This is a genomic window from Microbacterium gorillae, from assembly GCF_050990725.1.
GTDB lineage: Bacteria > Actinomycetota > Actinomycetes > Actinomycetales > Microbacteriaceae > Microbacterium > Microbacterium gorillae_A.
This window is the reverse complement of record NZ_CP158844.1, coordinates 966,743-980,797: the sequence shown is the minus strand read 5'-3', so window position 1 is coordinate 980,797 and position 14,055 is coordinate 966,743. Positions and strand designations below refer to the sequence as shown.

Annotated in this window: 15 protein-coding genes; 6 read left to right on the top strand and 9 right to left on the bottom strand. The window is 68.4% G+C overall.

The genetic code is table 11. The features are described from left to right. Positions 1-129: 129 nt before the first annotated feature. Both rpmJ and infA read right to left on the bottom strand, forming a co-directional pair. Positions 130-246: a 50S ribosomal protein L36 gene (rpmJ, locus tag ABTV68_RS04290; RefSeq protein ID WP_071644008.1), complete on the bottom strand. Its 117-nt coding sequence runs from the start codon at positions 244-246 to the stop codon at positions 130-132. Positions 247-314: 68 nt separating this feature from the next. Next, entirely contained in the window at positions 315-536 is a 222-nt protein-coding gene (gene infA / locus ABTV68_RS04285; RefSeq protein ID WP_013583992.1) for a translation initiation factor IF-1, read from the bottom strand. Between the two features lie 260 nt (positions 537-796). On the opposite strand from infA, the gene ABTV68_RS04280 reads away from it, so the two are divergent. From ABTV68_RS04280 to ABTV68_RS04270, 3 genes are read left to right on the top strand one after another with little or no spacing between them, the layout of a single operon-like run. Then, positions 797-1,216: a YciI family protein gene (locus ABTV68_RS04280; protein ID WP_433676390.1), complete on the top strand. Its 420-nt coding sequence runs from the start codon at positions 797-799 to the stop codon at positions 1,214-1,216. Positions 1,217-1,230: 14 nt separating this feature from the next. After that, positions 1,231-2,499, top strand: coding sequence for an RNA polymerase sigma factor (locus ABTV68_RS04275; protein WP_433676389.1), 1,269 nt, complete (start codon positions 1,231-1,233; stop codon positions 2,497-2,499). A gap of 39 nt (positions 2,500-2,538) precedes the next feature. Beyond that, positions 2,539-3,174 carry a class I SAM-dependent methyltransferase gene (locus ABTV68_RS04270; RefSeq protein WP_433676388.1) on the top strand — a complete coding sequence of 212 codons (636 nt, stop codon included), beginning with the start codon at positions 2,539-2,541 and terminating at the stop codon, positions 3,172-3,174. Between the two features lie 7 nt (positions 3,175-3,181). Here ABTV68_RS04270 and ABTV68_RS04265 read toward each other — a convergent pair whose 3' ends face one another. Next, on the bottom strand, positions 3,182-3,637 hold the full coding sequence (locus tag ABTV68_RS04265) for a hypothetical protein (RefSeq protein ID WP_433676387.1): 456 nt from the start codon (positions 3,635-3,637) through the stop codon (positions 3,182-3,184). Between the two features lie 129 nt (positions 3,638-3,766). Further along, positions 3,767-4,969, bottom strand: coding sequence for an MFS transporter (locus ABTV68_RS04260; RefSeq protein WP_433676386.1), 1,203 nt, complete (start codon positions 4,967-4,969; stop codon positions 3,767-3,769). 59 nt (positions 4,970-5,028) lie between these two features. Between ABTV68_RS04260 and ABTV68_RS04255 the strand changes: the two genes are divergently transcribed. Beyond that, the gene (locus tag ABTV68_RS04255; RefSeq protein ID WP_433676385.1) at positions 5,029-5,571 is read left to right on the top strand and encodes a Chromate resistance protein ChrB; all 543 of its coding nucleotides are present in this window, start codon (positions 5,029-5,031) and stop codon (positions 5,569-5,571) included. Positions 5,572-5,764: 193 nt separating this feature from the next. On the opposite strand, the gene ABTV68_RS04250 is transcribed toward ABTV68_RS04255, so the two are convergent. Then, positions 5,765-7,555, bottom strand: a complete 1,791-nt coding sequence (locus ABTV68_RS04250) for a DUF2207 family protein (protein ID WP_433676384.1) — start codon at positions 7,553-7,555, stop codon at positions 5,765-5,767. A gap of 65 nt (positions 7,556-7,620) precedes the next feature. On the opposite strand from ABTV68_RS04250, the gene ABTV68_RS04245 reads away from it, so the two are divergent. Continuing rightward, on the top strand, positions 7,621-8,058 hold the full coding sequence (locus ABTV68_RS04245) for a MarR family winged helix-turn-helix transcriptional regulator (RefSeq protein ID WP_433676383.1): 438 nt from the start codon (positions 7,621-7,623) through the stop codon (positions 8,056-8,058). Positions 8,059-8,063: 5 nt separating this feature from the next. Here the strand turns inward: ABTV68_RS04245 and ABTV68_RS04240 are convergent, their stop codons facing one another. After that, positions 8,064-9,065 (bottom strand): DUF2804 domain-containing protein, encoded by a 1,002-nt coding sequence (locus ABTV68_RS04240; RefSeq protein WP_433676382.1) that lies wholly within the window; start codon positions 9,063-9,065, stop codon positions 8,064-8,066. Between the two features lie 102 nt (positions 9,066-9,167). Between ABTV68_RS04240 and ABTV68_RS04235 the strand changes: the two genes are divergently transcribed. Continuing rightward, positions 9,168-10,784 (top strand): SPFH domain-containing protein, encoded by a 1,617-nt coding sequence (locus tag ABTV68_RS04235; protein WP_433676381.1) that lies wholly within the window; start codon positions 9,168-9,170, stop codon positions 10,782-10,784. A gap of 146 nt (positions 10,785-10,930) precedes the next feature. Here ABTV68_RS04235 and ABTV68_RS04230 read toward each other — a convergent pair whose 3' ends face one another. The 3 genes from ABTV68_RS04230 to ABTV68_RS04220 form a co-directional block, all read right to left on the bottom strand. Next, on the bottom strand, positions 10,931-11,665 hold the full coding sequence (locus ABTV68_RS04230) for an ABC transporter permease (RefSeq protein ID WP_433676380.1): 735 nt from the start codon (positions 11,663-11,665) through the stop codon (positions 10,931-10,933). Next, complete coding sequence (locus ABTV68_RS04225) at positions 11,662-12,420, bottom strand: ABC transporter ATP-binding protein (protein ID WP_433676379.1); 759 nt, start codon at positions 12,418-12,420, stop codon at positions 11,662-11,664. Before ABTV68_RS04225 ends, ABTV68_RS04230 begins: the two co-directional genes overlap by 4 nt. Before the next feature lie 146 nt (positions 12,421-12,566). Next, the gene (locus ABTV68_RS04220; RefSeq protein WP_433676378.1) at positions 12,567-14,054 is read right to left on the bottom strand and encodes an L-serine ammonia-lyase, iron-sulfur-dependent, subunit alpha; all 1,488 of its coding nucleotides are present in this window, start codon (positions 14,052-14,054) and stop codon (positions 12,567-12,569) included. Position 14,055 lies beyond the last annotated feature (1 nt).

The window sequence follows — 14,055 nt, the reverse complement described above, 5'->3', positions numbered from 1 at the left end:
AGGAGTGATGGAGGTGTGGAGCAGGATCTGTGCTCGGGCCTCCGACCCGAGGTGTCCCCCACGAATGGGTTGTTGTTCCTGCCTTGATGTCTGTGTTCAGTTATCAGATCCGCGCCGAAGCGCGGGGTGTCAGCCCTGGCGCTGCTTGTGACGCGGGTTGCTCTTGCAGATGACCATGACGCGGCCGTGACGACGGATCACGCGGCAGTGGTCGCAAATGGGCTTGACGGAGGGGTTGACCTTCATGGTGCTTCCTTATCGCTGTCTTCGTACCGGGATCGCTCCCGGCCGTTACTTCCCGACCGGATGTTGGATCAGCGGTAGCGGTAGACGATGCGGCCACGCGTGAGGTCGTAGGGGCTCAGCTCCACGACAACACGGTCTTCGGGGATGATGCGGATGTAGTTCTGCCGCATCTTTCCGGAGATCGTAGCCAGCACCTTGTGTCCGTTGGTGAGTTCGACGCGGAACATCGCGTTCGGCAACGCCTCGGACACCGTGCCTTCGATTTCGATGACACCGTCTTTCTTAGCCATACACTCGCTGACGCTCAGCAGACCGGTCGGTCTGCGGTGGATGATGGATCGGTGTCAGAGACACGCCAATGAAGGCGCAAGACACCAAAGATTGATACTACGTGATATCCACAGGGCTCGCAAATGCCGCCCAGCCGGCTCCCAGGCGTGCCGCGCCAACTTTCTTCGAAGAATCTTCTCGATCGTGTCGATCGGGGCGTTCCCCGTTCGACGTCTTCAGTGAGAGGGTCGAGAAGCGTCCCCCAGAAGGAGAAGAACCGATGAAGGTCATGCTGATCATGCGCGCTACCGACGAGGCCGTCCAGGCGTACAAGGAGTTGCCGTTCGAGGAGGTCATCGAGAAGATGGGCCGCTTCAACGAGGAGATGATGAAGGCGGGCGTCCTGCTGGCCGGAGACGGCCTCGCCGATGACCCGGCCAATTCGTTCGTGGTGGACTTCTCCGGTGATGAGCCCCTCGTGACCGATGGCCCCTACGGCGAGACGAAGGAGCTGTTCAACGGCTTCTGGATCCTGCAGGTGGCCGATCGCGAAGAGGCGGTGCAGTGGGCGAAGCGCGTACCGCTGGGCCCCGGCTCGAAGATCGAGGTGCGTCGGGTGACCGATGAGTCCGACTTCCCCGCCGACAACGAGTGGATCGAGAAGGAAGCGGGCTGGCGCGAAGAGCAGGCCGCTCGCTGAGAGCCGACGCCACGATGACAACGCAGGAGACGGCCGGTGCGGCGGAGTCCGCGCACCGTGCCGTCTCCGCGGCGTGGCGCATGGATGCTGCCCGTATCGTCGCGACCCTGGCGCGCTACACCGGCGACTTCGCTCTGGCGGAGGACCTCGCGCAGGACGCTTTCACTGACGCACTGCGGCAGTGGCCGGTCGACGGGATCCCGCACAATCCGGCGGCGTGGCTGACCACTGCGGCCAAGCGCAAGGCCGTGGACGGCTGGCGCCGGAACGAGCGATACGCGGACCGGCTCGCGCAGATCGGCCAGGAGCTGCGCGAGGACACGGGTGACGAGCTGCCCTGGGATCCGGACGTCATCGACGACGATGTGCTGCGCCTGATTTTCATCGCGTGCCACCCCGTGCTCGGTCGCGAGGCGCAGCTGGCGCTGACTCTGCGGACAGTTGCGGGGCTGGAGACGGAGCAGATCGCACGCGCCTTCCTGACGTCGACCGCCACCGTGCAGCAGCGCATCGTGCGGGCGAAGCGGGCGCTGGGAGACGCCGGCGTCGCGTTCGAGACGCCGACGCGCGACGAGTGGAGCGCCCGCCTCAGCACCGTGCTCGGTGTGGTGTACCTCATCTTCACGGAAGCGCACACCGCCACCGACGGCGACGAAGTTCTGCGTCCGGAACTCGCCCGCGAAGCGCTGCGGCTCGGGCGCATGCTCACCGCCCTGCTGCCCCGCGAGCCCGCGCCGTGGGGGTTGCTGGCGCTCATGGAGCTCACGGCGGCGCGCTTCCCTGCGCGCACCGGTGCGGATGGCTCTCCGGTGCCACTCGAGAAACAGGACCGACGCCTGTGGGATCGTTCGGCGATTCTCCGCGGCCGCGCCGCTCTGGGCCGGGTCGACGCCCTGGGGCGCGGACGAGGCGCCTATGCGCTGCAGGCGACCATCGCCGAGCAGCACGCGATCGCCTCGGACGTGGCCGGCACGGACTGGGACGTGATTGTGCGCTGCTACGACGGACTGCTGTCACTGTCCGGGTCTCCCGTGGTCGCACTCAATCGGGCGGTTGCCGTCTCTATGCGAGACGGCGCCGACACCGCGCTGGCGTTGGTCGACGATCTTGCGACCGACCGACGACTCGCGCAGTCACACCTGCTGCCCACCGTGCGCGGCGAGCTGCTGTCTCGGCTGGGGCGCGACAGCGAGGCGGCCGTGGAGTTCGACCGCGCTGCCCAGCTCACGCAGAATGCACGCGAGCGCGCTTACTTCCTCGCCCGTGCGGCCCACCGCGGCTGACGCGGAATCGATGTCGGAGGCCATGCGTATCGTGACCGCATGGACGATCTCACCGCGGCCCGGCAGCTCTATGACACGGTGGCGGATTCGTATGTCCGTCGCCTTCCGGACGCCTCGTTCGAGGCTGGGGAGGATCTCGCGATCATCGGCAGATTCGCCGCGCTGATCCCCTCCGATGCGCGGGTGCTGGACGCCGGATGCGGCACGGGCCGTATGCAACCGGTCCTCCGGTCGCTGCTGCCCGCACACCGGGCAGTCGGCGTCGACCTGTCCGACGAGATGCTCCGTCACGCTCGGCTGGCGTATCCGCAGGCGAGGTTCGACCGCGGGGAGCTAGCGGCACTCCCCTATCCCGACGCGAGCTTCGATGCGGTGTTCGCCTGGTACTCGATCATCCACACCGCACCCGCTGATCTCGCGGAGGTGTTCGCGGAACTCCGGCGCGTTCTCGCCGACGGTGGAGCCGCGCTGTTCGGGTTCCAGCACGGCAGCGGCGAACGTCGTCGCAGCGAGGCCTACGGTCACGCCGTGGAGCTCCGGGCTCACCTGCATTCCGTGGACGACGTGTCGTCCGAGCTGGAGCGCGTCGGGTTCGTGTCCATCGAGAGCGTCGTGCGCCCAGCGCGTCCCGGCGAGGCGCAGGATCAGGGATTCGTGCTCGTCCGCGCCGTGTGACCGGCTGTCACTCCTGGTCGCCGACGACGGAGACCACCACCGCGAGATCGGACCCGCTGACCCACGTGGCACCCAGCTCAGCTTCGGTCACACCGCGGAGCGGCTCACCGAGAACCGCGTCGTGTTCAGCACTGTCGCATGGCACATCGAAGGTGTTCGTGACCGTGCTGTCCATGCCCCGCAGTTCGAAGCTGGCGCTCGCACTGCCTTCCCCGAAGCAGATCGCGCGGACCGCCGTGACGGCAGCATGCATCTCGCCGAGCGTGATGCGACCTCCGTCGACGCTCCGTGAGCTCAGGGAGAAGCTCCCCGCGCCCAGCGAGCCGGACCCGCTCCCCGTGCTCCCGACGTAGTCTTCGGCTTGCTCGGACAGCAGCTGCGTATCCGCGTCGCTCGCGGGCGTGCAGGCTGTCAGTCCGACGAACGCGGCGAGGACGAGCGGCAGCAGGACGCGACGGTGCATGTGCCGACCGTACCCGATGCGGAGCGCCTCACCTGCTGCGGACTCCGGCGCCGCCTCCGGGTCAGACGGCGACCCCGAGCCTGACTCCGACCCGCGATCCGACTCCGAGCCTGCGTCCGACGCCGCCCCTCACTCTGCCGTCGAGCCCGACTGTGACTCTGCCGTCGAGCCCGACCGTCGCAGCGCGAGCCAGCCGATCGCACCGGACGCGGCCGACACCCCGCCGAGTACCGCGAGCGCTGCCGGCAGCGTCCATGCCGTTGCGACTGCGCCGACGAGCAGCGGGCCGCCGGCGTCGCCGATCTCCCGTCCCAGCTCGGCGCTGCCCATGGTCCGTCCCATGCGCGCGTCGGGAGTCACGTCAGCGAGATGGGCGAAGGCCAGCGGGGTGACGATGCCGGTCATGAGGCCGAACGCGGCCGCTGCGATGAGCATCGTGACCGCACCGGGCGCAACGGCCAGCAGCACGAGCGCCGCCGCAGCCAGGAACAGGCCGGCCGCACTTCCCGCGCGGGTGGAGATGCGACCCTCGTCCCGCCAGCGACCCGCGAGGGGCTGCACTGCGGTGGAGACGAGAGCCAAGACGGCCACCGCGACGGCGCCAAGAATCGGCGGAAGCTCGAGGCGCGTGGCGAGGAGCGGAAGGAAGCCCACGGCGACGCCGATGACCGCCGTGCTCGTGGCGAGCATCAAGGTGGGCACGAGGAATCCGCGTGCGGTGATCTCACGGGCGAGGTCCACCAGTGTCGTGCGCGTACGCGGCAAGACAGGAAGAGCAGGCATGGCGAGCGCGACCCACACCGCCGCGACGATCGCGAGGGTGCCGAGCGCCGCGTACACGGCCGCGATCCCCGCCCATTGAGTGAGCAGGATGCCGAGCAGCGGCCCGAGCACGTACCCGAGGCTCTTCCACGCGCCGTAGCGACCGAAGTACCTGCCGAGGCGCTGCTTCCCAGCGAGACGCGCGACCGATGCCGAGGACGCCGGAGAGAAGGCCGACGCCGCCGCACCCTGCCCCAGACGTGCGAGCGCGAGGACCAGCACGGTGGGCATCACGAAGGCGACCGCGGACGCGACGGCGAACGTCACGAGTCCGCCGATGATCACCGGCTTCGCGCCAATCCGGTCGCTCAGGGCACCGAACAGAGGCTTCAACACCACCTCGGCGAGGTCGTACAGCGCGAGCACGAGGCCCAGCCCGAGCAGAGACATGCCGATCTCATCGTTCTCGGATCCCAACACGGAGGCGACGCCGTGCGCGCCGAACGCCGTGGTGAATCCGGCGAGATACAGGGGAGCCAGGCCGCGCGGGGCGGAGGAGTTCTTCGTCACACTGACGAGAGTAACAGCGGTTACATACCCGCAAGTGACGAGCCTGCTAGCGTCGGGGCATGCAGCATGAGGTGTCTTGGCTGTTCGCCCTGGTCCAGATCCCCGCCGAGCCGTCGCGTCATCGCGTCGCCGTGTGGCGGGAACTGAAGCGCGCGGGCGCAGTCACGATCACACAGGGCACCTGGGCGCTCCCCGACGCGACCCGCTCACGGGCTGCCCTGGATCGCGCCGGCGAACTGGCGGCGGAGGGTGGCGGCCAGGTCGCCGTCTTCACCGTGGATCCGCAGAACGATGCGGCACGCACGATCGTCGCCGATCTGTATCGCGACGCGCGCGTGGACGAGTGGCGCGAGTTCGACGCCGACTGCGGGAAGTTCGAGGCGGAGATCGAATCCGAGATCGCGAAGGAGAAGTTCACCTTCGCCGAGCTCGAGGAAGAGGAGCAGAGTCTGGACCGCCTCCGCCGCTGGTACCGCGACCTCAAGCGCCGCGACGTCCTGGGGCTCGCGGAGGCGGAGACCTCGGCGGAGCGTCTGCGCACGTGCGAGCGAGCCCTCGAACGCTTCGCCGACCTTGTGTATGCCGCAGATCGCGGCGCGTGACCTCACAGCAAACAAATCACAAAAAGATAACGGCGTGTCCTTCCCTTCCGTTACCTCGCCGTTATAGAGTTCACGACAGGTAGTTGTTTTGCTGTGGCAGCTGCCGACATGTGATTGCAGGACACTCTTGGTGCAAGGGACGAGGGCCGATCGGACACCATCCGATCGGCCCTCACTCTTGTGACACGGCGGTTTACACCCCTCCGCCTCCGCCGCCACCCGAGCCACCACCGCTGAAGCCGCCGCCACTCGAGCCGCCGGACGACGACGAACTCGACGAACTCGCCAGCGCACTGCTGATCCCGCCGGTGATGCCGCCGATGCTGCTGGAGAACGAGTGTCCGTCGAAGGCGCCGTAGCCCGCGTACCAGTACGGCACCACCTGGGCGCTCTCGTAGTAGACGGTGATCTGCTGAGCCCAGGCCTTCTCCTGCCCGAACACCACGGCGTACGGAAGGAGCGGCTCGTACAGGCGCAGCACCCGACGCGGGTCACGAACGTCCACCGGCGCGACGCGCTCCGCTCCCTGTGGTGACTGCAGCATGCGGATGCGATCCGCCTCGGCCCACTCGATGAACTGCTTGAGTCCGGCCAGATGGTCGCGCAGCTCCGCACCCGGTGATGACAGCGGACGCTTGGCCACCAGCACACCGATCACCACCACGATGATGCCCGAAGCCACCGCGATGGCGTTGCCGATCGTCACTCCCCCGGCATGACGGGCGATGAGGATGCTCGCCACGAAGCTCGCGATCGCCAGCAGGATCGCCACGAGGATCGGAACCGCCCGCACCCATCCGGGGACCGCGCGCCGTAACCCGCGCGCAACCTGCTCGCGATCGGCGGCCTTGAGGATCGCCGTCACGGATCGAGCCAGCGCGGGGTCCTGCTTGCCGAACGTGTACTCCTCACCGATCCGCGGGTTGTCGCCGAAGATGCCCCGTAGCAGCGCGCGCCCATCCGCGTCGCCGGCCAGGTCCGGTCGCACCAGGCGGATCGTCAGGCTCCGACGACCACCGTCGAGAATCACGATCGAACCGCGAACGGCCTGCTCCAGCACCTCCGCGGCCGTTCCCTTGTCCTTCTTGCCCAGCAGCACGGCCGCGCCGAGGGCGTCGACGCCGGGTGGCGGCGTGTACTGCGGGATCACCGTCGGGTATCCCGGCTGATCCTTCAGCCGGGTGCGACGCAGGCCAATCGCCCAGCCCAGCATCGCGAGCACCCCGGCACTCAACCCCACCTGGAGGGGGCCGGCGGGGGTCGCGAAGTAGCTCGTGTCGTAGGGGGTGAATGTTCCCGGCGTGAACGCGACCGCGATGCTCATGTTGCCGCCGACGCCCAGGTCTCCCGTGGACGCGGTGATCGTGCCGTCGTCGGCGCGGGAGATGTCGCAGCGATCGCGGGATCCCTGCACACCGCGATAGCAGGCCATGTCCCCGGTCAGCGCATCGGCGATCTCGGCGTCGACGTGCAGCGTCGCCGTCACGGATCCGAAGGGCTGCGCCCAGCCCGTTCCGTTGATATCGCGGTAGAACTCGTCCACGTCGGTGTCGGCGAAGTACTTCGCCACGTTGTGCGAGGTGTAGGTGATCACATACGTCTGCGCGCCGTGCACGTAGTCGTCGGCGGCGATCGTGATGGCGAGGAATCCGTCGGTCTCCTCCGCCTCGTACGGGCGCGAGGTGCCGGATTCGTCGGTCACCGACTCCACGTCGATGTTGGTCGGGATGCCTTTGTAGTCCAGGGGGATCATGCGGCGGATGCCGCGGTTCTGATCGATCTCGGGGAACTGCGCCACCAGAGTCTCCACGGTGCGCAGCTCGCTGGCACCGTCGTCATCGCGCGACAGCGTCATGTCGGCGGACATGCTGCTGAAGGTGAAGTCGTCCACGCCGGTGTCAGCGGCCGTCGCCGGCGACGCGAATCCGAACGCCCCTAGCACCAGCAGGAGAAGGAGCAACGGCCGGATGAGCACGTTTCGCATGCGGCCAGGCTACGTCACGGCCTGCTGTCGCACGCAGACGCACGGCCTCCCGGTACCCTGGACGAATGAACAACCGCAGGCTCGCGATGGAGGCATGGGAGAGTCTCTTTCGCGCTCAGCATCGCGTGTTCGAGGAGATCAGCCGCGATTTCGACGGAAGCCTGCTGTCCCAGCAGGAGTACGACGTGCTGCTCACGGTGGTCCGCTCCCCCGACATGACCGCGCGCCTGCGCGACGTCACCTCCCGATCCCTGATCTCGCAGCCCAGCGTGTCGCGTCTGGTCGATCGGATGGCCGCCCGCGGCCTCGTCACCAAGCGCACCGACCCGGACGACGGTCGCGGCTCGCTCATCACCGCGACGGCGGAGGGCGAGCGTCGGTTCCGCGTGCTCGGCACGCGCCACGGCACCTCGATCGCCGAGCGCATGTCGGTGCTCACGCCGGAGGAGCAGCAGGTGCTGCTCGCGCTCACCACGAAGCTGCGCACCGCCACCGGGGACTGATCAGGTCACCAGCGGTTGTGGACGTCCTCCGCCCAACCCAGCACGTCGTCGAATCGGACGGTCTCCTCCCCCGAGTCGAACGTTCCGCTCCAGTGCCCGAAGCACTGATCGGTGGACGATGACAGCAGCCCCAGATTCGTCCGCGAGCGCTTGTCGTAGAAGGGCACGAACTCGGCATCGAACCCGCCGCCGCTGATCCGCCACGGGCGCAGGTAGTCGGCGGTGTCGTAATCCCACACCAGCTGTTCGCTGATCTTGTGCAGCCGGGTGCCGAGCAGCACGGAGTTCTCGGTCGACCCTGTGCTGTCGGTCCACTGACCACCCACCTGGATGCCGATGACGCGCCCGTTGTCCAGCCGACCGGACCCGGCACCCCAGTTCCAGCGCACATCGTGCGGCCAGCGACCGCGGCCGTGATCCAGCACCGCCCACGACTCCCCGGCCGGCACCTCGGAGACCGCCCCGCGCACGGTCACGGTTCCGGTCGCTGGACGGGCGACGTCCTTCACCGTGTACTGGAAGCGCTTCCTGTTCCACGGCACCACGACGGCGAGCCGCTCGTGGCCCGCCGGATGCTCCGCGATCACGTCGAAGGCCGCGTCGGGAATGGCCGCGCGCACCCGGGTGCCACCGGGCACCTCCTCGATGTCGATCGACAGCGCCCCGACGCGGGCGCGCGCGGGGCCGCCCTCGAGATTCGCCGGAAGAGTGGCGGAACGCGCCCCGATCCCAGTCGCACCGCGCCCGATCGACTCCCCGGTCACCCGATCGAAGACCCACACCTCGTGTACCGCGGCGAAGTCCAGCGACGAGACGGTCAGCGCGAGCAGGTGTGTGGGAGTGGTGATGCACCAGTACTCCCAACGCTTGTTGCGGCCCCACGAACGCCGACCGTCGATGCCGGATGTGTCGACGATCGGCTGGCGAGCCCAGCCGTGCGCGGCCGGATTGAAGACCCCGTCGGCACCGACGAGGGGCACGCGCTGACGCAGCTCGCGTTCGATCATGCGCACCATCCTGGCATGCGCCTCCTTTGGCACTGTCGGCGCCTTCTGGAATAGTCGAAGGTAGCGGATCGGCAACAGGGCCGATCGAAGGGGGAGGTTCCCATGGAGGTAGCCGCAGGAATCGGCATCCTGATCGTGGTCGGTGTGGCGTTCGTCGCGCTGGTCGTGATCGGTCTCATCGTGCTGCTGTTCGCGCGCAGTTGGATCAAGGTCGCTCGCGCGGATGAGGCGCTGGTCATCTCGGGACGCAAGCAGAAGGTCCAGATCACCGTCGCCACTCGCGGGGCGGACGGTCAGGTGGTCCCGCAGTCGCAGATCGAGGAGTCGCCTGTCACGGTCATCGTGAACGGCAAGTCGCTGGTCAACCCGATCACGCAGCGTCACGAGATCATCTCGCTGCGCTCGCGCCAGGTGCTTCTGAACGCCGAGGCGCAGTCGCTGGACAACGTCACCCTGAACGTCGACGGCGTCGCCATCGTGAAGATCGGCTCCGACCCGCTCTTCGTGCGTCGCGCAGCCGAGCGCTTCGCCTCGCAGGACAAGGCCATCGAGCAGTTCACCACCGAGCAGCTGGAGGGTGCGCTGCGCGGTATCGTCGCGACGCTCTCCGTCGTGGAGCTGATGCGTGAGCGCAAGAAGTTCTCCGACCAGATCGCGCTCGAGGTCTCGCAGGAGCTCGCCGAGCAGGGCCTCATCCTGGACTCGTTCCAGATCAAGGGCATCACCGACAAGGTGGGCTACATCCAGTCCCTCGGTGCCCCCGAGATCCAGGCCAAGCGGCAGTCCGCGATGATCGCGCAGACCAACGCCGATCGCGCGATCAACCAGAAGAACATCGCCAACAACGAGGCCAACCTCATCGAGCAGACCGCGCTCGACAAGAACACCGCCAACGCGTCGGCGGAGATCGGTCGTGCGCGTGCACAGGCCGAGCAGGCCGAACAGCTGGCCCGCGCACAGGCGGAGCAGGCCGTGCTCCAGCAGCAGGCCGAGAACAAGCAGGCCCAGCTCGACGCCGACATCAAGCGCGTCGCCGACGCGCAGAAGTACGAGGCGGAGACCCGCGCCCAAGCCGATCTGTACGCCCGAGAGAAGGCCGCAGAGGCTGCCGCGATCGAGCAGGTCAAGCAGGCCGAGGCGCGCACCCGCATCGCCGAGCAGCAGGCCGAGGCCGACAAGGCCCGCGCCGCCGGTGAGGCTGCAGCCGCCGAGGCCCAGGCCACCGGTGCCGCCAACGCCCTGCGCGCTCAGGCGGATGCCGAAGCCGCGGCTCGTCGCCTGCGGGCGGCCGCCGAGGCCGAGGCCATCCGCATCGAGGGTGAGGCTCGCGCCGCCGCGGTACAGGCCGAGGCCGAAGCCATCGCCTCGAACCAGGACGCGTTCCTGTCGCAGCGCGTGCTCGAGGTGCTCCCCGCGATCATGGCGGAGTTCGCGAAGGGCTACTCCGCGATCGGCAACGTGTCGATTGTCGGCGGCTCCAGCGAGGAGGGTGCGTCGCGCCTCGTGGGTGCCGACAGCGCCACCGCGTTGCGTAGCGTGTTCGACAGCGTCAGCGCCGCCACCGGTCTCGACCTCGCCGGCATCATCCAGGGGCAGGCCGTCGGTCGCGGCATCGGTGAGGGTGTCGCTCAGGCGGCCGCGCGCCAGCCCGCCGAGAAGCTGGGCGACGCGGCCGAGGCGGCGATCAACGCGGCCAAGGCCGCTGCCGCCGACAGCTGATCCCCCACTCCCGCAGCGCCCGTCCCGATCCGGGGCGGGCGCTGTGTCGTCCGTCCCGTCATCGAAACACCCATGCAAGTCCGAGAAACCCCGCAACGCAGGGTTTCTCGGACTTGCTTGGGTTTCTCGCGACCACGACCAGGGCGCTACGACGTGCGGCGGCGGAGCGTGAGCGGGGCGAGCACCAGGAACGCCACGGCGAACGCCGCAACGATGAGCACCGGACGCCACAGGTCCCAGCCGTCATCACCCGCCGTCACCGCCTGCACGGCATCGATCCCGTGGCTCAGCGGCAGCCAGTCGGAGATGGCGTACAGGACGTCCGGCATCTGATCGCGCGGCATGAACAGCCCGCCGAGGATGATCTGCGGGAACACCAGCACCGGCATGAACTGCACCGCCTGGAACTCCGACTGCGCGAACGCGCTCGCCAGCAGTCCCAGCGAGGTGCCGAGCAGCGCATCGACCACCGCCACGAGACCCAGCTGCCAGAGTTCGCCCGACACCGTGAGACCGCACACGTAGACGGCGAAGCTCACCGTCACGACCGCCTGCAGCACGGCCAGAAGTCCGAAGGCGAGAGCGTAGCCCAGCACGAAATCCGCGCGGCCGAGCGGTGTGGTCATCAGCCGCTCCAGCGTTCCTGAGCGGCGTTCGCGCAGCGTTGTGATCGAGCTCACCAGAAACATCACGATGAACGGGAAGAGAGCGAGGATCGCCCCGCCGAACGCATCGAACACCCCGGTGGTGTCGGTGAAGAGCCAGGCGAACAGCCCGACCAGCAGGCTCGGGGCCACCACCATGAGCGCGATGGAGCGCGGATCGTGGCGAAGCTGTGTGAGCACCCGGCCCGCGGTGGCGAACATCCGGCGCGGGTTCATGATGCCTCCCTCCGATCGCGGCGCAGCTGCGGATGCGCCGCGGAGTCGCGCGCGATGAGCTCGAGAAACGCCTGCTCCGGATCGGAGCGGTCCGTGTCAGCGAGGAGGTCGACCGGCGTCGTGTCAGCCACGAGCCGACCGTCGCGCATCAGCAGCAGTCGATCGCAGCGCAACGCCTCATCCATCACGTGGCTCGACACCAGGAGCGTGGTTCCCCGCTCCGCGATGGCACGGAACAGGTCCCACAACTCGGCGCGCAGCACGGGGTCCAGTCCCACCGTCGGCTCGTCGAGCACGATCAGCTCCGGCTCCCCGAGCAGCGCGACGCCGAGCGAGACGCGATTCGCCTGCCCACCGCTGAGGGCGGCAACCGTGCGCGACGCGTGCGAGGCGAGACCCACCTGCTCGATGACCCGATCCACCTGATCGCGGCCCACACCGAGCACGCGCGCGAAGTAGGTGAGGTTCTGCCGCACGGTGAGATCGGCGTACACCGCCGACCCCTGGGTGCCGTAGGCCACGCGACGCCGCAGCGCTGCAGACCCTGCGCTCTCCCCGAGCACGCTGACAGTGCCACCCTGAATCCGTTGCACGCCGACGATCGCGCGCATCAGCGTGGTCTTGCCGCACCCCGATGGGCCGAGCAGGCCGGTGATCCGCCCCTGCTCGATGCGAAGCGACAGCGCATCGAACACTTCGTGCCGCCCGCGCCGCACCCGCAGCCCGTCGACCACGACGGCATCCGTGCTGTTCATGGCATGAATTATGGACCCGCGTGCCGGAGCGCGACAGGGGTCGGAAGTCGGGTCGTGCCCCGAAACGAGGACATTTCCGCCGAACGAGGATCAGAACACGGATTCCGGCCCGCCACGGGCGAAATGTCCTCGTTTCGAGACGGTGATCAGCACTCGATGACGTTGACCGCGAGGCCGCCCTCGCTGGTCTCCTTGTACTTGGTGGACATGTCGATGCCGGTCTGGCGCATGGTCTCGACCACCATGTCGAGCGAGACGAAGTGGTTGCCGTCGCCGCGCAGGGCGAGTCGGGCTGCGGTCACCGCGGTCGACGCCGCGATGGCGTTGCGCTCGATGCACGGGATCTGCACGAGGCCTCCCACCGGGTCGCACGTGAGACCGAGGTGGTGCTCCATCGCGATCTCGGCGGCGTTCTCGATCTGCCGGTTGGTGCCGCCCATCACCGCGGTGAGTCCGCCCGCGGCCATGGCGCACGCCGAGCCGACCTCTGCCTGGCAGCCGCCCTCGGCACCGGAGATCGACGCGTTCGCCTTGAAGAGCGATCCCAGAGCAGTGGCGGTGAGCAGGAAGCGACGGATACCGCGGCGGCGATTGGCCTCAGCGATCGCCTCGGAGTCGTCGTCGGGCACCTCGGCCGGCTCTCCGCCGAAGCCGAGCAGGGCGCTGCCGACCAGCTCGCCATAGGGTGTGACGGCGTTGCCTCCGCCGAGACCGGAGTCCGCCAGGAACCGCCACCAGTACATGGCGACAGCGGGAAGGATGCCGGCTGCTCCGTTCGTGGGAGCCGTAACAACACGACCGCCGGCCGCATTCTCCTCATTGACCGCGAGCGCGAACGCCCCCAGCCATTCGCCGGGCAACTCCCGGTGACCGCCGGATTCGACGTTCTCCAGCTGCTCGCGGATGGTCGATGCGCGACGCTTCACCCCGAGAACCCCGGGGAGCACTCCGCCGGTGTGCAGGCCCGCGTTCACGCAGGAGCTCATCGCGTCCCAGATGGCGTCGAGTCCGGCCGCGACCTCCGCTTCGCCGTGCAGCGACTCCTCGTTGAGTCGGGCGAGCTCGGCGATGGTGAGACCGTGCTCGTCGCACAGCTCCAACAGCGTCGCTGCGTCGGAGTAGGCGAACGGGAAGGCCGTCGAGGACACCTCGGCGCTCTCGCCGTCGCGCCGGATGAATCCGCCGCCCACCGAATAGTAGGTCTCCTGGGTGAGGATGCTGCCCGCCTCATCGAAGGCACGCAGGGTCATCGCGTTGGGGTGCCCGGGCAGGCGCGTGCGGGCCTCGAACGTGATGTCGTCCTTACCGAACGGCACCGCGTGAACACCCGCGAGCACGAGCGGCTCCCCCTCGGGATAGTGCGACCATGCCTCGCGGACCGCGGCCGGGTCCACCGTCTCCGGCTCTTGGCCGCGCAGCCCCGCGACGACCGCATCGGGCGTCCCGTGGCCGAGGCCCGTGGCGCCGAGCGAGCCGTATAGCGAGCACGTCACGCGGGCGGTGCGTGGCAGGATCTCGGACGCGGCGAGCCGTCGGGCGAAGTCAACGCCCGCGCGCATGGGTCCGACGGTGTGGGAGCTGGAGGGTCCTACACCGATGGAGAACAGATCAAATGCGGACACGTAAGCGCTCACC